Raw genomic sequence first — 22,420 nt, forward strand, 5'->3', positions numbered from 1 at the left:
CGGCGATAGACAAGTAACTTACTACTGAGTAAGAATAGTCTTCAACAGGTAATCGCACCATCCTTGGAGACGCAAGTGACCAGCAAAGCCCGTTCAAACGCAAAGCCCCGCGCGACTGGCGCCACAACCGCCACGCCTGCCGCAACTGCTGCCAAGTCTGCAGGTCAGCGCCGCCGCGTCGCCATCGTCGGTGGCAATCGCATTCCTTTTGCCCGCTCGGACAGGGCATACGCGCAGGCGTCCAACCAAGATATGTTCACGGCCACGCTCGACGGTCTGGTGAGTCGTTTCAACTTGCAGGACGAGCAGCTCGGCCTGGTCGTCGGCGGCGCCGTTCTCAAGCACAGTCGTGATTTCAATCTCATCCGCGAGTCAGTTCTCGGTAGCGCGCTGAGCCCGTACACGCCGGCCTACGACCTCCAGCAGGCCTGCGGAACCGGCTTGCAGTCGATCATCGCCGTCGGCGACGCCATTTCGGCGGGTCGCATCGATTCCGGTATCGGCGGCGGTACCGACACCACGTCGGACGCCCCCATCGGCGTCAACGACCAGGCTCGCGAGTTCCTGCTCTCCCTCAACCGGGCAAAGTCGACGGGCGATCGCATCAAGCTCCTCGGCAACGTCCGTGCGGGCATGCTCGGCCTCGAGATTCCGCGCAACGGCGAGCCTCGCACCGGCAAGTCGATGGGCGATCACGCTGCCATCACGGCCAAGGAATTCGGTGTCAAGCGCGAAGACCAGGATGAAATGGCCGCCGCGAGCCACAAGAACATGGCCGCTGCCTACGACCGCGGATTCTTCGACGACCTCGTCACGCCGTTCCTGGGCCTGACCCGCGACGACAACTTGCGTCCCGGTTCCACGGTGGAGAAGCTCTCCACCCTCAAGCCGGTATTCGGCACCAAGCTCGGCGACGCCACCATGACGGCCGGCAACTCGACGCCGCTCACCGACGGTGCGTCGGCGGTACTGCTCTCGACGGACGAGTGGGCCGCGGAACGTAATCTTCCGGTCCTCGCTCACCTGGTCGATTCCGAGACCGCAGCCGTCGATTACGTCCACGGCAAGGACGGTCTGTTGATGGCGCCGACGTACGCGATCCCGCGTTTGCTGGCGCGCAACGGGCTCACACTGCAGGACTTCGATTACTACGAGATCCACGAAGCATTTGCATCGGTAGTTCTCGCAACGTTGCAGGCCTTCGAATCGGACGAGTACTGCAAGGAGCGTCTGGGTCTCGACGGCGCTCTCGGTTCGATCGATCGCAGCAAACTCAACGTCAACGGTTCGTCGTTGGCTGCAGGTCATCCGTTTGCTGCGACGGGTGGACGGATTGTGGCGTCACTCGCAAAGATGCTCGCGGAGAAGGGTTCAGGCCGCGGCCTCATCTCGATCTGCGCAGCCGGCGGACAGGGTGTCACCGCGATCATCGAGCGGTAAAGCTTGGGCGTTGAAAACTGTGCTCACCTGCAGTGATCATCGCCAGTGGCGTAGATTTCGGGGATCCGGCGGCGAGGGGTGGTCGGATCCCCGCAATCTTTCACAAATATTTTTTTCGCAGATGTAACGCTGACGGATAGCTACCGATAATCAAGACAGCCCCGTGCTGCTGCCTGACCCCCGACCTGGCAGCAACGCGGGGCTCTCGTATGTCCAGATAGTCTGTAAGGCAGTTGTCGGTATGCGCCGCAGCCCGGTCGATGCAGCGAGGAGTCAACGAGTGAGTGACGCAGACGGTTCGCCACCCGAAGAAACAGACAGTGTGGACGGATCTGAAACAGGCTCTGACTCAACCGCGGACTCAACCGCGGACTCAACCGCGGACTCAACCGCGGACTCAACCGCGGACTCAACCGCGGACTCAACCGCGGACTCAACCGCGGACTCCGCGATCGTCTCGGATGAATCGGCCAACGAGATCACGACGGTCATCCCCGCGGTGCCGGCCTATGTTCAGCAGTTCGAGCCGACTCAGCAGTTCGAGCCGACCCCGCAGTTCGAGCCTGTGGTTCGAGAACCGGAGTCCGTTCCCGAAACGCCGACGGCGCCCTCACGACCCTGGGTCAAACCGGCACTGATCGTTGCCGGAATCTTCGCGGTCGGTGTGCTTGCTTACGGGGTGGACGTGTTCACGTCTTCCGGAAATACGCCCCGGGGAACTCAGGTCGCCGGCATCGATATCGGTAACCTCTCGCCGGCTGATGCCGAGATCGTCCTGCGGTCCGAGCTCGGTCCACGACTCGTTGAACCGGTCGCGGTCAGTGCCGACGGTTCCGATTCCCAGATCATCCCGGCGTCGGCCGGAATCGACGTGGACTGGTCGGCGACGTTGGCGGGCGTGAATGCGCAACCGCTCAATCCGATCACTCGAATCACGTCGTTCTTCACCTCGCGTGAGGTGCCGGTAGTTTCGACGGTTGACGAGGCGGCCTTGGACGCGTCGATGGCTGTTGTTGCGGCGAACAGTGACCGGGCTCCGATCGAAGGTGCGATTGTCATCGCCGATGGACAGGCGTCGGGCGTGTCGCCGGTGGTGGGTCGCGCACTTGATCTTCCCGGTGCTGCGTCGACTTTCACGAGGGAATGGTCCGACGGCAATATTGTCGTCTTGCCGGTCGACGACATTCCGGTAACCGTGACGCAGGCCGGAGTTGACAGCGCCCTCAAAGATGTTGCTCAGCCGGCAGTCTCCGGCGAGATCGTGGTCAACGGACGCGACGGCAAGGAAGCGACCATCGGCGTCGCGCAGATCGGCGAGATCCTGACGTTCACTCCTGACGGCTCGGGAGGCTTGTCGCCGCAGTACAACACGGACGCGGCGATCAAGATCCTGGCGCCGCAACTGGTGTCGACAGAAGTTCAGCCTAAGAATGCATCGATCACTCTCGCCGGCGGTAAGCCCGCCGTTGTCCCGGGAGTTGTCGGTGATCTGATCAACTGGCCCGAAACCGTCAAGGACCTTCCGGTTCTTCTGAGTAGTACAGCTTCTCGGGCAACTCCGGCGGTGTACGAGCAGGTTCCGCCGGCTCTCACCACCGAGGCTGCGGAGGATCTCGGTATCAAGGAAGTCATCAGCGAATACACCACCGGCGGCTTCGAATATGCGTCCGGCGTGAACATCGCGCTGGCCGCATCGGCCATCAACGGCGCGATCGTCAAGCCAGGCGAGACTTTCTCGTTCAACGAATTCACGGGTCCGCGCGGAGCAGCCCAGGGATATGTGGAATCGGGCATCATCAACAACGGTCGCCCGGACAAGGCTGTCGGCGGTGGTATCAGCCAGCTGGCGACGACGCTCTACAACGCCACCTATTTTGCCGGGATGGACGACATCGCCCACACCGAGCACAGCTACTACATCTCGCGGTACCCGGCGGCGCGTGAGGCGACGATCTTCGACGGAGCCATCGACCTGCAGTTCCGCAATCCTTCGAAGACTGGCGTGATGATCGAAACCGTCACGACGTCTTCGCAAGTGACGGTTCGGATCTGGGGAACCAAGACCGTCGACGTGGAGTCGATTACCGGTCCGCGTACGTCACCCACGTCACCGAGCACCGTGGTGTTGCCCAAGGGGCCGGGGTGTGTGCCGTCCAGTGGCGCGCCCGGATTCACCACGAGCGATACCCGTGTGATCACCGATCACGCCACCGGCGCAGAGATTTCCCGCAACACTCGCACCGTCAAATACGATCCGGTTCCGATCGTGAAGTGCGAGTAGGAAACTGCTACTTACCCACTAGCGGCCCGAGCGTGCGGCCCGCGAGGTCCACGATGCCCGGCTCGTCGCCATTGGTGATGAGGTTGATGACGATTCCGTCGATGCCGTGGTCGAGGATGCGCGTCTGAACCTGCTCGGCAACGTCGTCAGGGCTGCCGACGAAGTGGCGTTCGGTGGCCTTGGCGACTACGTCCGCCGGCGCGGTGGTGATGTCGAGTCCGCGCTCGGCCATGAATGCAGCCTGCTGCGCGCGGGCCTTGTCGCCGTCCTCGTCGATCATCATGAAGGTCAGGAAGCTGGTTTCGAGGGTGGCGCGGTCGCGTCCCGCCTCGTCACATCGCGCTGCGAGCGCTTCCATCTTGCGGGGCAACTCGGACGGATCGCAGATGATGTTGAGGTGGTCTGCGAAGCGCGCAGCCAGACCGAACGTCTTCTTCTCACCGCCGCCGCCGAGCATAATCGGTAGGTCGTCGCGCACCCGTGGCTCGTTGATTGCTTCCTCGACGTGGTACCACTTGCCGTCGAAGGTGGGGCGTTGTCCGCGGAGCATCGGTTGAATGATCTGGAGGGCTTCATCGAGTTTCTGGAAGCGTTCGGTAAAGGTGCCGAATTCGTAGCCGAAGGAGTTGTGCTCGAGTTCGAACCAGCCCGCGCCGATGCCGAGAATTGCACGCCCGCCGCTCACCACGTCGAGAGTGGTCACCGTTTTCGCGAGCATCGGCGGGTTTCGGTAGGTATTGCCCGTGACCAGCGCGGACAGCTGAATCGTGTCGGTAGCCGTCGCCAATGCGGAGAGGGCTGAGTAGGCCTCGAGCATCGGGGCGTCGGGGGCACCGATTCCGGGGAGTTGGTAGAAGTGATCCATGACGAAGGCGGTGTCGAAACCTGCGGCTTCGGCTTCGCGGGCCTGCGCTATGACGGTGGGGAACAGGTCCTTGACCGGGCCGCCGTAGCTGAAGTTGGGCATCTGGTATCCGAGGCGTGTGCTCACCGGTTCGACGGTACTCGCGATCCCGTGACCTGGCACGACTTTACCAACTCTATGGATTCTGTTGTGCCGGGCAAACTTCGGCGGTCAGAGAAGTTCTTCGGCCTCTTCGCGTCGCTTTCCACGTTGCTGGTGAAGCTTGACGCCTGCGATTGCCAGGCCGCCGCCGACGATCCCACCGATCAGCGCACCGACCCAGGTTGATGATTCTTGGTAGGAATCGAACTTCAGCCGTGCAATGATGCCGACTGCGGCTACGAGATACAGGGCGATGCTGATCACGACTCGTGGGCGGTTGTAGTTGGACAGTAGATATACATCGACGTCGCGACGGTTCGCGTAGGCAATCGTGATTACCGAGCCCAGTAGGGCGACGATCAACAGTGCCAGTGAAATCCAGGCTCCGGTCCGGCCCGCAACCCAGGGGAGAATCGCGGCGCTCACAAACGCAGCCCAGAGGATGCTTTGCAGCGCCACCGCGGATGCTTCGTTCCACACATCGCGCTGCCGTTCGTCGCTATAGAACTCGTCATCCAAATCTCCGACGAATCGCATTGCCTTCATCATGGTGCTCATGCTGACTCCTCGACATGTTCCGGTAGCGGAAAGAGTGTTTCGACGGTTGTGCCCAGCGCGGCAGCCAGGCGAAGTGCCAGGTAGACGCTGGGTGCGTAGTCGCCACGTTCGACGGAGACAATGCTTTGCCGACTCACCTGCCCGGCCGTGGCGAGCTGCGCTTGCGTGAGTCCGACAAGGCGTCGGTGCTCGCGCACTCGGTTGTCTCCGGCTTTTCCAGGCATGGAAAAAGTAAAGTTTACTTGTCATCTTTTGTCAAGGCGGCGTGATTGTGAAGGATTTCGCTCGCTGAGCAGACGAAATCCTTCACAATCGGAACTCTTAAACCTCGATCGGCGGGTGCAATCTGTCCATCGTCCACTGCCGATTGCGCCGAGCGGCAAGGGAACTGGCTGCCAGGGACGCAACCAGCAGTCCACCTAGTACCGCTATGGACACCCAGAGCCTCGAGTCGATGCCGCCGACGGTGAGTTGTCGCAATCCGTTGACGGCGTAGGTCATCGGATCGAAGGGGTGGATTATCTGGAACGGTTTTGCGGTTGTTTCTACCGGATAGATGCCGCCCGCCGAAACGAGTTGCAGCATCAGGAATGCCAGGGTGACGACGCGTCCGACGGACACCCCGAAGATCGCGTTGAATGCTTGGATCAAGGCCATGTAGGTGGCGGTGATGAGGATCAGGAAGCCGACGGTACCCGCGGTGTGTGTGGGGTGTAACCCCACCCCGAAGTGCACCACCACGTACATGACGAGCACCTGGCAGATGCCGATCAACAGTGCCGGCCAGTACGACGCGAGGACGACGCGCAGCGCGCCCAACCCGTTGGCGATGGGTCGGTTCTGCAGCGGTTTGAGGAGCATCCAGGTGATGATGCCGCCGACGAATAGTGCGAGGGGTAGGAAGAACGGGGCAAAGCCCGTACCGAATGTGCTGGCTCGGTTTTCGTAGGTTTCCTGTAATTCGACGGGGCTGGAGAGTGTTTGGGCTGTGGCGGTTCGCTGCTGGTCGGTCCAACTGGGGATTTGTCCGGCGCCTTCGGTCAGCTTGCTTGCCAGTTCGGCGGAACCGGCTTGCAACTGTTGTGTGCCGCCTGCGAGTGTGGCTGCGCCGGTAGAGAGTTCGATGCTGCCGTCGGTGAGTTGAACCAGGCCGCTGCTGAGAGTTTGAGCTCCGGCATTGACTTCTTGGCCACCGTCGCGGAGTTGGACGAGGCCATTGCGTAGTTCTCCGCCGCCGCCCACTGCGGCGTTCAAACCGGCGCGGAAGGTGCTCGACGGATCGCCGAGTTGGTAGGCGAGTTGCTGTGCGCCTCCTTTTAGTTCGGCCAGTTGGCCCATCGTGGCCTCGCCGAAACCTTGGTTGCGGAGGATGTCCTGCGCGGGAGCCAGGGCATTGGCGATCTGCTGTGATAGCGGATCGGGGTTCATTCGTAGAGCGGCCACCGCTTGGTTCACCAACTGGGTCGCCTGAGCTTGTGTGTTGCCCAGAACGCTGAGCTGATCGACAACCTGGGTGACACCACCGCTGAGTTGTGTTGCACCGTCGCCCAGTTGGCCGGCTCCGAGATTGAGCTGACCCAATCCGTCTGTCAGGGCGAGGATTCCTCCGGTGGCGGTATCGATTCCCGTCGAGAGTTGAGCGGTGCCACCGGCCAGGGTGGCGGCGCCGTCGCGGGCGGTCACCATGTTGTCGGCCAAAGTCTTGGAGCCACTGGCAAGTTGGCCTGCTCCGTCATTGGCCGTCGTCATTCCGGTCGAGAGTTGCTGGGCTCCGTCGGCTGCCTGTTTCAACCCGGCACCGGCGTCGGTGAGTCCGAGAAGTACCGTTTCGACAGACTGGGCGCCAATCGTGGCGCCTACCTGATTGAGAATCTGCTGGGCAGCATTTTGGCCGATGATGGTGCCGAGATAGTTGTTCACGTCGTTGAATGCGAACTGCAACTGGGCTTTATGCGGATTCGCGGAAGTCGGAGACCCTACGGCTTCGCTGAAGTTCTCGGGGAGGGTCAGAGAGAAGTAGAAGGTGCCGTCAGAAACGCCGTCTGCTGCTTCCGTCGGTGAGACGAGATGTAAGTCGAGTTCGCCGGAGTCCATGAGCGCCTGGCTTACCTCGTCGCCGGCGTTGAGTTTCTGACCTTGGACCATGGCGCCGCGGTCGATGTTCACCAAGGCGACTGGGACCTTGTTGACCTCACCAAACGGATTCCAGAACGCCCACAAGTACATTGCGCCGTAGAGAAGCGGCATCAGAATGATGGTGACGAGTGCGATTCGGGGCATGGCTCCCCGGGAGAACCGCTTGAGTTCGGTTCCGAGTGACATTCCTGCAAGCATCGCGGTTACCTCGCCCCTTCTTGTTCGGGATTGGTGACATCTTCGAGCAGCGTGACGGATTCGGCGGGTGATCCGTCGGGAAGCGGGTTCACGGTGGAGCAGATGATGGTCTGGTGCCGCCCCAAGTCGGCGAGGCGCTCCACCAGATAGGCGCGCTCGGAATCGCGTCGGACCTGTTCGAGGTCGTCGATGACGAGTACCGCCGGTTTCTTGGTGTTCGCGACGGCGATGCGCAGCAGGGTGGCTTCGAGTTCGCCGAGATCGCTGACGTACTGGCCGAGGCGGGGCAAAGGGTGATCGCCGAACACCGGAGTGCACACTGCGGAGAGTTCAGGCTTGCCGGCGCGGCCGATCAGCTTGTACCAGGGTGCGTCCCAACGGATCTGCTCGGTGATGAGGTCGCGAACGGTGACGGATTCCGCCAATTCGTCGATGCCCTCGAAGCCGGCGATGGAGCAGATCTTGAAGATGTCACGAGGGTGGGTGCGTCCGAATACGTTGAGCGAACCGGAACTTGGCTTCAACCTGCCGCTGAGTGCAAGGAGCAGTGAGGTGCGTCCCGATCCGCTCGACCCTTCGATGACGGTGACTCCGCCCGCCGCGGTATCGAGATTGATCGGACCGAACACCGGGCCCCAGGGGCCGTCCAGCGTCAAGTCTCGTGCCACTAGTGCCAAGCCTGGAGCGGTCACAGCGTTCACCTCGTCTGTCGGATTCGGCAACTTCGGTTCAGCCAACCACAACCAGCGACAAACGCGCGGATCGTGAAGGATTTCACTCGCTCAGTGAGCGAAACTCCTTCACGATCAGGAGACGGAAATGGGTCCGGCCGCCGAGGTTCACCTCGGCGGCCGGACCCACTTCAGAAGAAATCAGAACGCAGCTTCGTCGATTTCCATGATGTCGTTGTCCGTGTTCGCGATGATCTCGCGTGACGCGGTGAGTTCGGGCAAGACGTTCTTGGCGAAGAAGGACGCGATGGCGACCTTGCCCTCGTAGAACGCCTTGTCCTTGTCGGATGCCCCGTTATCGAGCGCGGCCAGTGCGACCTCCGACTGGCGGAGCAGCTGCCAGCCGATGATCAGGTCGCCGACGGCCATCAGGAAGCGCACGGAGCCGAGGCCGACCTTGTACAGCTCGGACGGCTGCTCTTGGGCGCCCATGAGGAACCCGGTGAGCGTGGCAGCCATGGCCTGGACGTCTTCGAGAGCGGTAGCGAGCAGTGCTCGCTCCGTCTTGAGACGACCGTTGCCGGCTTCGCTGTCGATGAAGGTCTTGACCTGTCCGGCAACGTGCGCGAGTGCGACGCCGCGGTCACGGGCGATCTTGCGGAAGAAGAAGTCCTGCGCCTGGATGGCGGTGGTGCCTTCGTACAGCGAGTCGATCTTGGAGTCGCGGATGTACTGCTCGATCGGGTAGTCCTGCAGGAAGCCGGATCCGCCGAGGGTCTGCAGGCTGTCCGTCAGGTACTGGTACGCACGCTCGGAGCCGACGCCCTTGACGATGGGGAGCAACAGGTCGTTGACGCGGAACGCGGTGTCCTTGTCAGCGCCTGAGACGTGCTGGGCGACAACCTCGTCCTGGTGTGCTGCGGTGTAGAGGTATACAGCGCGCAGGCCTTCGGAGTATGCCTTCTGCATTGCGAGGCTACGACGCACGTCGGGGTGGTGCGTGATCGTGACGCGCGGTGCGGCCTTGTTGCTCATCTGGGTGAGATCGGCGCCCTGGACGCGCTGCTTGGCGTAGTCGAGTGCGTTGAGGTAACCGGTGGAGAGCGTGGAGATCGCCTTGGTGCCCACCATCATTCGAGCGTGCTCGATGACGTCGAACATCTGCGCGATGCCGTTGTGGACGTCGCCCACCAGCCAACCCTGTGCGGGGATTCCGTGGCCACCGAAGGTGAGCTCACAGGTGGTGGACGCTTTGAGGCCCATCTTGTGCTCGACGTTGGTGACAAAAACGCCGTTGCGCTCGCCGAGCGTGTCGGTCTCGAAGTCGAAGTGCGTCTTCGGGACGAAGAAGAGGCTCAGGCCCTTGGTGCCCGGTCCGGCGCCTTCGGGGCGAGCGAGAACGAGGTGGAAGATGTTCTCGAACAGGTCGTCAGAGGTTGCAGAGGTGATGAAGCGCTTCACGCCCTCGATGTGCCAGGAGCCGTCGTCCTGCGCGATGGCCTTGGTGCGGCCGGCGCCGACGTCGGAGCCGGCGTCGGGCTCGGTGAGGACCATGGTGGCGCCCCATCCGCGTTCGACGGCGGTGGCTGCCCACTTCTTCTGCTCTTCGGTGCCGTTGTTGAACATCACGTCGGCGAAGGAGGGGCCGGCCTGGTACATGAAGGCTGCAGGCTGTGCACCGAGCATCATTTCTGCGATGGCCCAGACGACCGTGCGGGGGACGGGTACGCCGCCGATCTCTTCGCTCAGACCCATGCGGAACCATTCGGCGTCCCACATGGCTTTGAAGGACTTCTTGAACGACTCGGGCAGAGTCGCCTCGTGGGTCTCAGGATCGAAGACAGGAGGGTTGCGGTCGGCGTCGGCAAATGCCTCGCCTAGGGGTCCCTCGGCCAGACGGGCGACCTCGGCCAGCATGTTGCGGACGGTGTCGGCATCTAGATCGCTCCAAGCGCCTTCGCCCAGTAGCTTTTCCAGTCCGAGCACCTCGAAGAGGTTGAACTCGAGGTCTCGAACGTTGCTCTTGTAATGGCCCATGTCTTCTGCTTCTCCCAGTGAGGTGGTGCGGTCCAGCACTCCTAGTACCGCCCGAAGTTTATTACTCGTCGGTAACTTAATACATGTTACTAGTCGTTCTTTCAACTGCCAACATCTAATTTCCGGCCGATGACAAGTGCATCGATCGCGATTCCCGTTTCGGTGTGCCGGTGAGGGTTTCCGGCGATCTCGAACCTGAGTCTCGGGCCGAACTCTCGCATCAAATCCTCTGGGGTGTAAAGGATTTCAGGTTCCATGGGTCCGCCGACGCCGTAGTCGACGTTACTTCGGTCGTGACCCAAAATCATGAGGATTCCATCAGGTTTCAGGGAATTTATGGCACGGTTCACAACCGAAATGAGCTCCGGAGCGGGGAGATGGAGGTATAGAACGAGTGCGAGGTCGTATTCGGAGCCGTACTCAACCGTTCTGACATCACCGCATCGGTAGTCGAGGCGCTCGACAACTGCGCGTGGCGATCGGGCCGCGATCGCCCGTGCCTGCTCGATAGCAACGGACGAGAAGTCGATGCCTGTCACTGTCCAGCCGCGCGTTGCCAGCCACAGCGCATTGCGGCCCTCTCCGCACGCCAGGTCCAGAGCCTGGCCATGGGGGAGGGCCGTCGCGTATTCCACCAGAAGTTCGTTGGGAGGAACGCCCCGGGCGAGTTCCGTTTGTTCGTATTTCTTGTCCCAGTCGGCGGCGTCCATAAGAAGGAACGCTAGCGTCACTCAGTTGTCGCGCACTCCGTCCATCGGGTTCTTTCGTAGTCCGGCCCGTGTCGGAATGGTGATCGAGAAAAATCCGAGGACAGCGGTGACGGCAATGATCGATCCGTAGATCAGCGGCGAGACGGTCGGTACGGGCACGCCGGAGACAGCCATGGCGATCCCCATCAGCGGCGGTAGTGCGATCAGTGTTCCGACAACCACGGCGATACCGACCACCATGACGGATTCGATGCGCATCATCGCGCGGACTTGCTTTGTCCGTGCACCCACGAGTTGAAGGAGTGCAAATTCTCGCGAGCGTTCGGCGGTAGCCGCTACCAAGGTGTTGACGACGGCGACTGCCAGGTACCCGAGGAGGATGAGCACCGCGAGGATGCTGACCCAGGATTGCGTACGACGCTCATCCGCGCCGGCGGCCCCGAACTGATCCTGGTTCATGGCAGATACAGAAGCGACGGAGCGCAGGGACTGCTGCACTTCGGCAGACCGGCCGGGTTCGGTGCTCACGAGAACTGTGTCGATCAGTCCATCGGTGGAATGCTTGCGCATGGTGTCGATGGGCAGGGTCACGTCACCGAATCCGAGACCGCGGCTGTATTTTGCGACGACCAACGGATGTATCAGTGTGCCGTCGCCGAGATGGAGGTCGATTCGTCGACCGACCTTCGCGCCGAGCGTGAAGGCTCCGTCGGCGCTGACGGCAACGGTGTCGCCGGTCAACGCTGTCAGATCACCTTCGGTGACATCGAGATCGAGAGTGGAGGGCGTGAGCGTGGCGTCGATGCCTTGAGCGGAGATCGGTGTGACAGTGCTTTCTTCCCCAGCCGGTACGGGCAGTACCGAACTACGTACGACGGGATTCGCTGCCCTTACTCCGGGAACAGCCGCGATAGTCTCGAGGAGTGCCGGAGCGATGCCGGCGGGAGCGCCGACAACCAGATCAGCGGTGACACCCTCGACCGACTGGCTTTCCGCTTCGGTGGCGACGGTGCTCTGGCTGAAGAACTGCACCGATCCCAACGCGATGGCCAGGGCGAGCGGCACAATGGCAGCAGAGAGCCGCCGGGACTGGGATTCGGCATTTGCGGCAGCAAGAACTTTCGGCGCGGATCGGCTGCGCCGCAAAGGCCCGCCGAGGATGCGAATGATGTTGCGCACCAGCATGGGTCCGATCAGTGCAACCGAAAAGATGAGCAGCAGTGCGCTGCCGCCGGCGCCGGCAGCAGCTATTTCGCTCGGCAGAAACGCCGGAATAATGGACATGGCCAGCCCGGTGACTCCCAGCGAGACGCCCGTAATGATTCGGCCGCGGCTCAATGCGGCCGGGCCGCTCTCGGATTCGCGGAGTGCCTCGATGGGATCGAGCTTCGCTGGCCGGCGCGCGGCAATCGCTGCGGCACCTCGCGCAGTCAGGAGACAGATAACGAACGCGGCGAGAGCGGGAATTGGGCTGTACACCAAGGCGAAGTCGGTAGGCATTACGCCCGCGTCGGCGAACTGCGCGACCAGAACGCGGGCGAGCAGGAATCCGGGAACCAGTCCGAGGGCAGCTGCCGCGGCTGCCACGAGGACAACCTCGCGGCCGATCATCGTGTGAACCTGGCGTGTGGTGGCGCCAATTGCTCTCAGCAGGGCAAACTCTCGTCGACGTGAGTTGATCGACAGCGACAACGTACTGGACACGACGAACATGCTGACCATCAACGCCAGGCCGGCAAAGGACGCGCAGAGCACGATCAACTGAATGCGCGCTGCTCCGGCGTCGAGGAATTCGACGCTGCCGCGTGCGGTCCCGGTAGAGATCTCGGAATCGGTTCCGGAGAGTGCCTGCCGGGCAAGTGCCGCGGCATCTACGCCGTCAGCGGCGATCAATCCGATTGCGGTCACGGAGTCCTGGTGCGGCCACAACTGCCGTGCCCGCTGGTCGCTCAAAAATAGGGTGGCGGGTCGTTCGGGTGATGGTTCAACGGCGGTATCGACCATTCCGACAACCGTGTATGAGCTGTCTATTCCGCCGTATGCCAGTGTAATTCGTTCCCCGATGGTGCCGCCCATAGTGGACACCACTTCGTCGAGATTGTGCGGTGCACGTCCTTCGGTGAGAGTGTAGGGAGCCAGTTGTGCTGTGCTCCAAGGATGCGCATCCAGGACTGTGCCGTTCGAGGTACTCAGAGGCACTGAGAAATCCGGAACCGCAGTGACGCCGCGCAGCGAACTCAGTCGCTCGGTAACGTCGAGGGTGAGAGTAACCCGTTCTGCAAACGGCTGATCGGCGTCTTCAACGATCGCCAATGATTGCGGCCCACTCACGACGGCGTCGGCACCGGCGTAGAGGTGGGGGGCCACTCCGCCTCGGACCCCCGACTCCAACAGGATCCCCAATGAACAGGTGAGTAGGGCAGCGCAGAACACGGAGATGAACACCGCGACAAAGCCGGATCGGTGCGCTTTCAGATGAGCAATTGTGTGCGCCTTCATGTTCACCAGTCCCCGAGGTGTGTCATGCGGTCGGCAACCTGCGCTGGTGTGGGGCGATCCAGATGCCCGACCAGTTTTCCGTCGGCGAGGAACAGCACCCGATCCGCGTACGACGCAGCCACCGGGTCGTGGGTGACCATGACAACGGTCTGATCGAACTCGGCGGAGGTGCGCCGGAGCAGTTCCAAAACCTGCTTGGCGCTGCGGGAGTCGAGTGCGCCGGTCGGTTCGTCGGCAAAGAGTGCGTCGGGTCGGGTGATGAGGGCGCGGGCAATGGCCACGCGTTGTTGTTGTCCACCAGAGAGTTCGGAGGGTTTGCGTTTTCGATGAGACCCCAAGCCGACGGCCTCGAGCACAAAGGTCAGATACTGGTCGTCGGCGCGGTGGCCGGCAAGCAGCAAGGGGAGCGTCACGTTCTGTTCGACGGTGAGCGCGCCGAGTAGGTTGTACGCCTGAAATACGAATCCGATGTGATCGCGCCGGAAAATGCTGCGGGCCTTCGGCTTCAGTCGCGAGATGTCGGTATCCCCCAGATGGACGGATCCGCTGCTCGGCTGGTCGAGACCAGCCGCGCAGTGCAGGAAGGTGCTCTTGCCGGATCCGGAGGGGCCCATCACGGCGGTGAAGGTGCTGCGCGGCAGAGTGAGGCTGACGTTGTCGAGGGCAGTGACGGCACGGCGGCCGTTGCCGTAGACCTTGGTGACGTTTTCGAGTCGCACGGCGGCCCGAACCGCTGGAGGAGCGAGTACCGAGTATTCATTCTTCATGGAATGAACGCTATGGATCGCCGGCGCCGGGCAACATCCAGCAGACTCCCGAACTGAAGGTGTATCTAGCTGTAGTGGATCGGGGCGTCGGGTGCGGCATGCTGGGACGGTGAAGCAGAGATTTCGGGCCGCGCGCTACGTATTAGTCGAGGGTTGCGCAGCCGTGGTGTCACTTGCTGTGGTGATCGCGGGACTGCTGTTGATCTCCCTGTCGATTCTGGTGGTGGGCTGGGCGCTGGTGCCGGCGTATGTGAGAGCGCTTCGGTGGTGGGCGGGGCTGGCTCGTCGTCGTGCAGCCGAATACACGGATCGCCCCGTTCCGCAGCGGTATCCGCCGTTGCCTGACAATCCGACGTTGGGGGACCTTCGTCGGCTGCTCACAGATCAGTCGATGCGACGTGACTGCGCCTGGGTGGCGATCCATTCGTTCGCAGCACTCGTGGCAGGGATCCTGACGTTCGCGTTGCCACTCGGGGCTCTCAATTCCTTTGTGGTTCCGTTTTATTGGCAGGCCATGCCCGATGGTGAGCCGGTGAGCAATCTGTACCCCGTGACATCGTGGTGGGGCGCGGCAGGCATGCCGGTTGTCGGCTTGATGTATCTACTGCTGGCATGGTGGTTGATTCCGGCGATGGCGCGGTGGCTCAGTGCGCTGGCATCGACTCTGCTTGCGCCGGATGCACGTTCGGACCTTTCGCGGCGGGTCACCGCACTCACCGCGAGTCGTGCTGCAGCGTTGGACGCGCACTCGGCAGAACTCAAACGCATCGAGCGGGATCTGCACGACGGTGCACAGAATCGCCTGGTTGCCGTGGTGATGATGCTGGGGATGGCGGAGCGCGCACTGCAAAACAATCCGGATCAGGCACTCCCACAATTGCGTCGGGCGCAGGACGCCGCCACAGAAGCACTGAGTGAACTGCGAACCTTGGTCCACGACATCTATCCGCCGATTCTGGACGAGCTCGGTCTCGAGGGAGCGGTATCGGCGTTGGCCGGGCGTTCCGTCGTGCCCTGCGTACTCGACGTCGAGAAACTACGCCGCGCCCCCGCAGCAGTGGAAGCCGCGGCCTACTTCGTCGTTGCCGAGGCGCTGACCAACGTCGCGAAACACAGCGGCGCTCACACTGTCACCGTCCGAGTGTGGACGGAATCCGACCCTGAGACCATGGTGATCGAAGTTCTCGACAACGGCCGCGGTGGAGCCACCTCGCGCCCGGGCGGTGGTATCGCCGGTATCCGGCGTCGAACCTCGGCGTTCGAGGGAACTGTCATGCTGGACAGTCCAGTCGCTGGGCCGACAACTATGAAGGTGGAACTCCCGTGCGGATTCTGATTGCCGAGGACGACGCGTTGCTGCGTGAGGGGCTGGCGTTATTGCTTGGTAGCGAAGGTTTCGAGGTTGTCGCGGTCGCGGACGCTGACGAATTCCTCGCGAGATTCGAGGACGTAGCACCGGACGTGGCGGTTCTCGACGTACGGATGCCGCCCACGTTCACCAACGAGGGACTCAAGGCCGCGATAGAGGTCCGCAAAATACGCCCTGGCTTCCCCGTCCTGGTGCTTTCGGCGTATGTGGAGGATCGCTACGCGGGTGAACTCCTGGCCGGCGGCGCGGGAGGCGTCGGGTATCTCCTCAAGGAGCGAGTCGGCAAGGTTGCCGAATTCATCGACGCGTTGAACCGCGTGATCGACGGAGGGACGGTCATGGATCCCGAAGTGGTGTCTCAACTGATGAGCCGTCGGCGCGCCGATGATCCGATTCGGACACTGACTCCGCGCGAGTCGGAGGTGTTGGGATTGATGGCAGAAGGCTTGGGTAATCAGGAAATCGCACAAAAACTCGTAGTCAGTGACACAGCTGTGAGCAAACACATAGGAAATATCTTCGCGAAACTCGGCCTGTCGGCGTCCGATGCCGGGCATCGTCGTGTTCTCGCAGTTCTAGCTTATTTGCGGGGCATGAGATTGCATCTGGACGAATGACCTAACCGGAGCGTAATGTGAGCCAGCCTCATGTTGTTGTCGTGACCGAACGGTGACCTGAGAGGCGAGGACCTATGTCCGCTACGTAACGTGTGATGTCGGATACGAGTCATCACCAGAAACAACGAGGAGATCGATCAATGGGTAAGCCGATTGCCAGTGTGGCCGGAGGTCGGCAGTCCGTCCTTCTCGGGCTCGGCGTTCACCGCCCCGAGCGGGTTGTGACCAACGACGAGATCTGCGAGACGATCGATTCCACCGATGAGTGGATCCAGACGCGTACGGGTATCAAGTCGCGCCGCTTCGCCGCTGACGGTGAAGGTGTCGTCGCGATGTCTCTCGGCGCGGCGCGTGGCGCTCTGGCAGCCAGTGGCATTGCCCCCGAGCAGGTCGGCGCAGTCATCATTGCGACCTCTACCTACGACATGCAGACCCCGCAGGCCGCATCGGTGATTGCCCACGAGCTCGGCATGAAGGGCCCGGCAGCATTCGACTTGGCCGCTGGTTGTGCCGGATTCAGTACGGCGCTCGGTGTGGCCAACGATCTGATCCGCGGCGGAACCGTCGATTACGCACTGGTTGTTGGTGTTGATCGCATGAGTGATACCACCGAGCCCACCGATCGCAGTGTTCGCTTCATCTTTGGCGACGGCGCCGGCGCCGTCATCGTCGGTGTCAGTGACACCGTGGGTATCGGCCCGGTGGAGTGGGGTTCGGATGGCAGTCAGTCTGACGCTATCAAGCAGGAGCCGAGTTGGCTCGAGTTCATCGAGAAGCCCGAAGGCGCGCGTCCCTGGATCAAGATGGCAGGCACGGCCGTATTCCGTTGGGCTGCCTTCGAAATGGGCAAGGTTGCCACTCGTACGCTCGAAAAGTCGGGCCTGACCATCGATGACATCGATGCGTTTGTGCCGCACCAGGCCAACCAGCGCATCAACGAGGTCATCGCGCGCAGCATGAAGCTGCCCGAGGGCTTCCCGGTTTCCAACGACATCGTAGAGACTGGCAATACGTCCGCAGCGTCGGTTCCGCTGGCCATGGAGCAGATGCTCCGTGACGGCCAGGTCAAGCCTGGTGACATGGCTTTGCTTCTTGCCTTCGGTGCGGGCCTGTCCTTTGCCGGTCAGGTTGTCATCCTTCCGCCGCTGGGAACAGCCGCAGCAGTCTGATTTCTTCTCGAGACGAAGGCCCGCGAACTTTTCACGTTCGCGGGCCTTCGTTCGTTCTGTGGCACTCTGGCGAGATGGTCGAAACCTCGGACGGCAGCGTGGCGCGGACTGGCGGTCAGATTGCGCTGGCCAGTACGGTCAGCCGGATTACCGGCTTCGCGCGCACAATCGCCCTCACCGCTGTGCTGGGTGTTGCGCTGGTCAGCGATGCATACAACGCCGCCAACAGTTTCCCGAACATGGTCTTTCAACTTCTGCTCGGCGGGATCCTGGCAAGCGTCTTGTTGCCGTATCTGACGAGGCAGCGCACACGTGGCCGAGTGCTCGAACTGGAACAGACGCAGCGAGTGCTCACCGTTGGCGCGATTGCCTCGGCCCTCGTTACCGTGGCCGCGGTCCTGCTGGCTCCACGGATTGTTGCTCCACTGATCAAGGACCCTGGCCAACAAGAACTTGCGACCCTCTTTGCTTACTTGCTGTTGCCGGAGATCTTCTTCTACGGCGTCACTGCAATGATGACGGCAGTGCTCAACGTTCGATCAGTCTTCGGAGCCCCGGCGTGGGCGCCCGTGATCAACAATGTGGTTCTGCTCGTGACGGTTGCCGTCTTCGTGTGTGTGCCCGGACCCGTGACGTTGACGCCGGAGACGATGACGACGACGCAGATTCTGGTGATCGGGGTCGGCACCCTCTTCGGCATCGTTGCGCAGACGACTGTGGTGGCCGTGGCATTGCACCGCAACGGGTTTCGGTGGAATTTGCATGTTCGGCTCGTCCCGTACACTTGGCGTCCGGTGCGTACCGGTGTGCCGTTACTCGGCTGGGTTCTGGTCTACGTCGTTGCTGGTCAGGTCGGCGTGTGGGTCACGATGCGCGTCGCGCTCTCGCACAACGTTTATGCGATGTACACCAATGTGGATCTGTTGTTCCAGGTGGCGTACGGCATTCTCGGAGTGTCGTTGCTGACGGTGTTGATGCCGAAGATCGCACGGTCGGTGGCGGTTGGTGATGACGCCGGTGTCGTGTCGGATCTCGGTCGCGGAGCTCGATATTCGGTGGTGGCGCTGATTCCGGTGACGGTGGCGCTGATGGTGCTCGGGCCGTCACTGACGACCTTGATCTTCTTCGGGCAGGTGGATGCCGCCAGCGGGCGGTTGATCGGGACTGCTCTCGCGGTCAGCGCGTTCGGTCTGGTGCCGTTCGCGATCGTGATGTTGCAGTTGCGAGTGTTCTATGCGGACAACGATACTCGAACACCGGCGTTGATAAACATAGTCATGGTGGTGACGAAGGTGACTGTTGTCGTTCTGGCTACTGCCACGATGGGTAGCGAATCGGTGATCCTGGCATTGTGTGTTGCCGGTTCGGTGTCATACGTGAGCGGCGCAGTTCTGGGGCATGTATTGCTGCGGAAACGATATGGGCTCTTGGGTTTTCATCATGTTGTCGAAACATTCGGGAGAATTACAGCAGCGGCGGTATTCGCCGGTGGGTGCGCATTGGCTGCGGTGTTGGTGGTCCAAGGTAGCGTCGAGGATCCGAGAGTGGCTGCTGCTGTTGCGCTTACGGCCGGCCTGACGATGGGCGCCGTGATACTGCTGACGGCATGCAAGGTGGTGGGCGTGCCGGAGATCCGGCACGCTCGCACACTATTGCGGCTGTGACGAGAGCAATGGAACCATCAGTTCGTCCAGCGTGAGTGCACCGTGCTGGCCGGGCAGGCCGGACAAGCCCGATTCCACTGTTCGACGAACTACCGCGATGTCGTCGGTGGCAATGGCGATCACATCGCCGATTCGCCCTTGGTAGGCGGAATGCACTGAGGGGCCGAACAATCCGGCCACAATGCCCTCGGCTCTGGTGCCGATCCACATCCGGTCGCCGAGTTCGGCGCGCCACCGCTCGGCCACGTCGGGTGCGGCGCCGTTGCGGGTGTGGATGTGCCGGCACCGCGGTTCGCCGGCGAGAGCCACGACGTCCTCGGACAGAATTGCCGAGTCGTCGTAGTCGATCTTGTTGGCATCGGCGATTTCGACCATCCCGTGGTCGGCGGTCACAATCAGCGTCACATCCGGTCCGAGTGCGGTCGCGAGTTGTTCCACAAGACGATCGACCAGCGCGAGTTGATGAAGCCACGGCTCGGATTCGGGTCCGTACACATGCCCGAGGGCGTCGATCTCACTGACGTAGCAGTACGTGAATGTGCGCTCGGCGGACTTCGAGGCTGCAACCGTGTGAGCGAGGAGATCGCCGTACGCCTGGATGCCGGCAAAATTGGCTCCGCGCATACCGGCGCGGGTGAGTCCGCTGCCGTCGAACTTGGACGGAACAACCGTGGTTGCCGTGATACCGGCGGCTTGCGCCCGATCGAAAGTGGTGGGCTGAGGTTGGAGGACCTCAGGGATTATCGAATCGGCGTACGAATCCTTCTTGCCGCTGGGGTGCCAGCCGAGCCAGTTGAACACCGAATCGGCTTCTTCGACGTACGACTGGTAGCCGGTGATTCCGTGCGCGCCCGACGGTAGGCCTGTCCCCAAGGACACGATGCTGGTGGCTGTTGTGGTGGGAAAACCGGCGCGAATGGGGGAGCCGACCAATGAGTTCAGATACGGCGCGTGCTCCACGTTGCGTGTGAGTAGGTTCGCCCCCATGCCGTCCACCAGCAGGATCACTGTTCGTTTGCTGGGGGGCAGGTTCAGTCGATTGGCTTCGCCGGCTACCCCCAGCGATGCTAGAACTGACGGCGCAAGGGTCGACAGAGTCGGCTGCGAGTACACGTCGAGGAGAGGTGCGGGGGCGGGCATCCCATGAGATTAGGCTGTAGAAGGCCGAAACTGCACACCTTCTGGGCGAGCGTTCAGCTGGTGGGAGCCGACGGACAGCACCTGAGCACAGTTCAGATGCTGTCCGTCGGCGAATATTCACTCCATAATTGTCGATATCTGGAAGGTCGCGCCTAAGGGATCTGCGACCGATGCCAGACGACCGAACGGGGTGTCCTCCGGAGCTCGCAGGACGCTGCCACCGAATTCGACGATCTTGGCGACCGTGGCATCGGTGTCATCTGCCCCGAAATACACCTGCCAGAACGACGGAACCTCGGCCGGCAGGAATGAACTGGCGTCCATGATCCCGGCAACGACGGTCTCGCCGAGTTTGGCCTGCGAATAGCGGAACTCGTCGGTGTCGCCCATCGCCTGGAACTCCCAGCCGAACACGTCCGAGTAGAACGGCAACACGGCGCCGTAGTTCTTGGACATGGTCTCGTGCCAGACGGGTACATCAGCTTCGCCGACCAGTCCGAATCCCTGATGCTGATCTGCCTGCCAGATGCCGATGACAGCGCCGGCGGGATCTCCGACGATTGCCATGCTGCCCTGTGGTCCGACCTGCATCGACGGCATCATGATCATGCCGCCCGCAGCTTCGGCTTTGGCTGCGGATGCAGCCGCGTCGGGGGCGGAGAGGTACGTGGTCCAGACGTTGCCGTAGGGATTTCCTTCTTGCTGCGGACCGAGACCGGCGATGGGCTGCCCGTCCTTGCTGAAGATGGCATACCCGCCGTACTGCGGATCGTCATTGGTGTCGGCCTGCCAGCCGAACACGTTGGTGTAGAAACTCTTGGCGGCTTCGGTGTCGGAACTGGTGAGGTCGATCCAACAGGGTGCTCCGTCGAGCGGGGTGCGTGCGGGCATCTGAAACTCTCCTCCTGCAGATGTAACCGGTCAGTGCCTCGGGTGCTGATGGCACGGCTCCAACCTACGCATGACCGCCGACACATTCTCTGCTGTCAGGGGCGACCCAGCAGGCGGGCACGGAGATCGGAATCGCTCGCACAGTCGATGGCAGTCCAGGCCATTCCCAAAGCGCCGTCCAGCACGGCCTTGTCTCCGGTCTCGGAACGGCAGTAGCGAGTGAACTCGGCTTGGTGATTGCCGGTGCCGTTACATTCGAGCCCGATGATGGGGTGGATCGTCGGGATGCGATGCGAGACGTTACCCATATCTGTGGAACCCGCGGCCGGGCCGCCGAACTCGAAGAACGTGCGACCGAGCGCCTCGACGTTCTCCTGGTACAGAACGCTCAGCTGCGCGTCCCAACGTGATTCCGCGTAGGCGGGAGACGGCGAGGTCATCACGATGTCGCAGCCCGTGGCAATCGCACCGGCGGTGAAGCACTGTTCCACTTTGGGTTTGGCCGCGACAACGCCGTCGAGGGTTTCGGCTCGAACGGCATACTCTCCGTGCGAGCTGCCGGGAATGACGTTGGGAGCGATTCCCGCGTTGCTGACGTAGCCGTGTACCTGAACATCCTTCGGAAGATGTTGCCGCAGTAGGCCGATGCCCACCTGCGCTACGGTGAAAGCGTCTGCGGCGTTGACGGCGCCCACGGCGAACGACGCATGCGAGGACACTCCGGTGTACGCGACGTCGAGGTGTGAGATGGCAAGCATGTTGGGTGATCGCAGATCTCCGGCACCGGGATGAACCATCATGGCGCAGTGCAGCGAATCGAAGATGCCCTCGTCGAGCATCAGGACCTTTCCGCCGCCGCCTTCTTCCGCCGGGGTGCCGAAGACCGCCACGGTGATCCCGAGCTCGTCGGCCAACGGTGCGAGGAGGAGTCCCGCCGTCACAGCTGCCGACGCAATGATGTTGTGGCCGCAGGCATGTCCGATGTCGGGTAACGCGTCGTACTCGGCAAACAGTCCGATTACCAGGTCGCCGGTGCCGTAGGTAGCGCTGAGCGCGGTCGGTAGGCCGGCGACACCGCGCTCGACGCTGAACCCTGCGCCTTCGAGCATGTCAGCGACAGCAGCCGACGCATTGTGCTCGGCAAACGCCAGTTCGGGGTCCTCGTGGATCTGGTGGCTCAGTGCGAGGGCAGCGTCGGAAATGGTGTCGAGATGCTTGGCAGCGCGTTCCTTCGTGGTCATTCATCGAGGGTGCGTTCTCAATGAGA

18 protein-coding genes are annotated in these 22,420 nt (G+C 62.0%); 6 read left to right on the top strand and 12 right to left on the bottom strand.

Going from position 1 to position 22,420, the window contains the following annotated elements:
- The first annotated feature begins 75 nt into the window (after positions 1–75).
- Together MTX36_RS01125 and MTX36_RS01130 are read left to right on the top strand one after the other, a co-directional pair.
- Positions 76–1,440 (top strand): acetyl-CoA C-acetyltransferase, encoded by a 1,365-nt coding sequence (locus MTX36_RS01125; RefSeq protein WP_308198176.1) that lies wholly within the window; start codon positions 76–78, stop codon positions 1,438–1,440.
- Between the two features lie 280 nt (positions 1,441–1,720).
- Complete coding sequence (locus tag MTX36_RS01130) at positions 1,721–3,721, top strand: VanW family protein (protein ID WP_243617923.1); 2,001 nt, start codon at positions 1,721–1,723, stop codon at positions 3,719–3,721.
- A 7-nt stretch (positions 3,722–3,728) separates the two neighbouring features.
- Here MTX36_RS01130 and MTX36_RS01135 read toward each other — a convergent pair whose 3' ends face one another.
- The 9 genes from MTX36_RS01135 to MTX36_RS01175 all read right to left on the bottom strand — a co-directional run bounded on the left by MTX36_RS01135 (position 3,729) and on the right by MTX36_RS01175 (position 14,303).
- Positions 3,729–4,712 (bottom strand): LLM class F420-dependent oxidoreductase, encoded by a 984-nt coding sequence (locus MTX36_RS01135; RefSeq protein ID WP_243617924.1) that lies wholly within the window; start codon positions 4,710–4,712, stop codon positions 3,729–3,731.
- Positions 4,713–4,796: 84 nt separating this feature from the next.
- Entirely contained in the window at positions 4,797–5,285 is a 489-nt protein-coding gene (locus MTX36_RS01140) for a hypothetical protein (protein WP_243617925.1), read from the bottom strand.
- A complete protein-coding gene (locus tag MTX36_RS01145) occupies positions 5,282–5,509 on the bottom strand; it encodes a helix-turn-helix transcriptional regulator (RefSeq protein WP_243617926.1) in 228 nt (75 codons plus the stop codon). The genes MTX36_RS01140 and MTX36_RS01145 overlap by 4 nt, the downstream gene beginning before the upstream one ends.
- A 97-nt stretch (positions 5,510–5,606) precedes the next feature.
- Positions 5,607–7,619, bottom strand: coding sequence for a YhgE/Pip domain-containing protein (locus MTX36_RS01150; protein WP_243617927.1), 2,013 nt, complete (start codon positions 7,617–7,619; stop codon positions 5,607–5,609).
- Positions 7,620–7,624: 5 nt separating this feature from the next.
- Positions 7,625–8,311 (bottom strand): ATP-binding cassette domain-containing protein, encoded by a 687-nt coding sequence (locus MTX36_RS01155; RefSeq protein ID WP_243617928.1) that lies wholly within the window; start codon positions 8,309–8,311, stop codon positions 7,625–7,627.
- 180 nt (positions 8,312–8,491) lie between these two features.
- Complete coding sequence (locus MTX36_RS01160; RefSeq protein ID WP_243617929.1) at positions 8,492–10,327, bottom strand: acyl-CoA dehydrogenase; 1,836 nt, start codon at positions 10,325–10,327, stop codon at positions 8,492–8,494.
- A gap of 101 nt (positions 10,328–10,428) precedes the next feature.
- On the bottom strand, positions 10,429–11,037 hold the full coding sequence (locus MTX36_RS01165; RefSeq protein ID WP_243617930.1) for a bifunctional 2-polyprenyl-6-hydroxyphenol methylase/3-demethylubiquinol 3-O-methyltransferase UbiG: 609 nt from the start codon (positions 11,035–11,037) through the stop codon (positions 10,429–10,431).
- A gap of 21 nt (positions 11,038–11,058) precedes the next feature.
- Positions 11,059–13,536, bottom strand: coding sequence for an ABC transporter permease (locus tag MTX36_RS01170; RefSeq protein ID WP_243617931.1), 2,478 nt, complete (start codon positions 13,534–13,536; stop codon positions 11,059–11,061).
- Positions 13,537–13,538: 2 nt separating this feature from the next.
- Positions 13,539–14,303, bottom strand: coding sequence for an ABC transporter ATP-binding protein (locus MTX36_RS01175; RefSeq protein WP_243617932.1), 765 nt, complete (start codon positions 14,301–14,303; stop codon positions 13,539–13,541).
- Between the two features lie 109 nt (positions 14,304–14,412).
- Between MTX36_RS01175 and MTX36_RS30155 the strand changes: the two genes are divergently transcribed.
- From MTX36_RS30155 to murJ, 4 genes are all read left to right on the top strand, one after another.
- Complete coding sequence (locus MTX36_RS30155; protein ID WP_243617933.1) at positions 14,413–15,639, top strand: sensor histidine kinase; 1,227 nt, start codon at positions 14,413–14,415, stop codon at positions 15,637–15,639.
- Positions 15,627–16,289, top strand: a complete 663-nt coding sequence (locus MTX36_RS01185; RefSeq protein WP_243617934.1) for a response regulator transcription factor — start codon at positions 15,627–15,629, stop codon at positions 16,287–16,289. The genes MTX36_RS30155 and MTX36_RS01185 overlap by 13 nt, the downstream gene beginning before the upstream one ends.
- 140 nt (positions 16,290–16,429) lie before the next feature.
- On the top strand, positions 16,430–17,458 hold the full coding sequence (locus MTX36_RS01190) for a beta-ketoacyl-ACP synthase III (RefSeq protein WP_243617935.1): 1,029 nt from the start codon (positions 16,430–16,432) through the stop codon (positions 17,456–17,458).
- A gap of 74 nt (positions 17,459–17,532) precedes the next feature.
- Positions 17,533–19,122 carry a murein biosynthesis integral membrane protein MurJ gene (murJ, locus tag MTX36_RS01195; protein WP_243617936.1) on the top strand — a complete coding sequence of 530 codons (1,590 nt, stop codon included), beginning with the start codon at positions 17,533–17,535 and terminating at the stop codon, positions 19,120–19,122.
- On the opposite strand, the gene MTX36_RS01200 is transcribed toward murJ, so the two are convergent.
- The 3 genes from MTX36_RS01200 to MTX36_RS01210 form a co-directional block, all read right to left on the bottom strand.
- Entirely contained in the window at positions 19,108–20,262 is a 1,155-nt protein-coding gene (locus MTX36_RS01200; RefSeq protein WP_243617937.1) for an alkaline phosphatase family protein, read from the bottom strand. The genes murJ and MTX36_RS01200 overlap by 15 nt on opposite strands.
- A gap of 117 nt (positions 20,263–20,379) precedes the next feature.
- A complete protein-coding gene (locus MTX36_RS01205; protein ID WP_243617938.1) occupies positions 20,380–21,153 on the bottom strand; it encodes a VOC family protein in 774 nt (257 codons plus the stop codon).
- A gap of 95 nt (positions 21,154–21,248) precedes the next feature.
- The gene (locus MTX36_RS01210) at positions 21,249–22,394 is read right to left on the bottom strand and encodes a M20 family metallopeptidase (protein WP_243617939.1); all 1,146 of its coding nucleotides are present in this window, start codon (positions 22,392–22,394) and stop codon (positions 21,249–21,251) included.
- Positions 22,395–22,420 lie beyond the last annotated feature (26 nt).

It is taken from the genome of Rhodococcus sp. ARC_M6 (genome assembly GCF_022810305.1).
In the GTDB taxonomy this organism is placed as follows: Bacteria; Actinomycetota; Actinomycetes; order Mycobacteriales; family Mycobacteriaceae; genus Rhodococcus_F.

Bases quoted from the DNA above. Each gene is read 5' to 3' on its own strand.
- MTX36_RS01190 (WP_243617935.1), top strand. From the start codon at position 16,430: ATGGGTAAGCCGATTGCCAGTGTGGCCGGAGGTCGGCAGTCCGTCCTT.
- MTX36_RS01150 (WP_243617927.1), bottom strand. From the start codon at position 7,619: ATGCTTGCAGGAATGTCACTCGGAACCGAACTCAAGCGGTTCTCCCGG.
- MTX36_RS01175 (WP_243617932.1), bottom strand. From the start codon at position 14,303: ATGAAGAATGAATACTCGGTACTCGCTCCTCCAGCGGTTCGGGCCGCC.
- MTX36_RS01145 (WP_243617926.1), bottom strand. From the start codon at position 5,509: ATGCCTGGAAAAGCCGGAGACAACCGAGTGCGCGAGCACCGACGCCTT.
- MTX36_RS01160 (WP_243617929.1), bottom strand. From the start codon at position 10,327: ATGGGCCATTACAAGAGCAACGTTCGAGACCTCGAGTTCAACCTCTTC.
- murJ (WP_243617936.1), top strand. From the start codon at position 17,533: ATGGTCGAAACCTCGGACGGCAGCGTGGCGCGGACTGGCGGTCAGATT.
- MTX36_RS01170 (WP_243617931.1), bottom strand. From the start codon at position 13,536: ATGAAGGCGCACACAATTGCTCATCTGAAAGCGCACCGATCCGGCTTT.
- MTX36_RS01200 (WP_243617937.1), bottom strand. From the start codon at position 20,262: ATGCCCGCCCCCGCACCTCTCCTCGACGTGTACTCGCAGCCGACTCTG.
- MTX36_RS01165 (WP_243617930.1), bottom strand. From the start codon at position 11,037: ATGGACGCCGCCGACTGGGACAAGAAATACGAACAAACGGAACTCGCC.
- MTX36_RS01205 (WP_243617938.1), bottom strand. From the start codon at position 21,153: ATGCCCGCACGCACCCCGCTCGACGGAGCACCCTGTTGGATCGACCTC.
- MTX36_RS01210 (WP_243617939.1), bottom strand. From the start codon at position 22,394: ATGACCACGAAGGAACGCGCTGCCAAGCATCTCGACACCATTTCCGAC.
- MTX36_RS01140 (WP_243617925.1), bottom strand. From the start codon at position 5,285: ATGAGCACCATGATGAAGGCAATGCGATTCGTCGGAGATTTGGATGAC.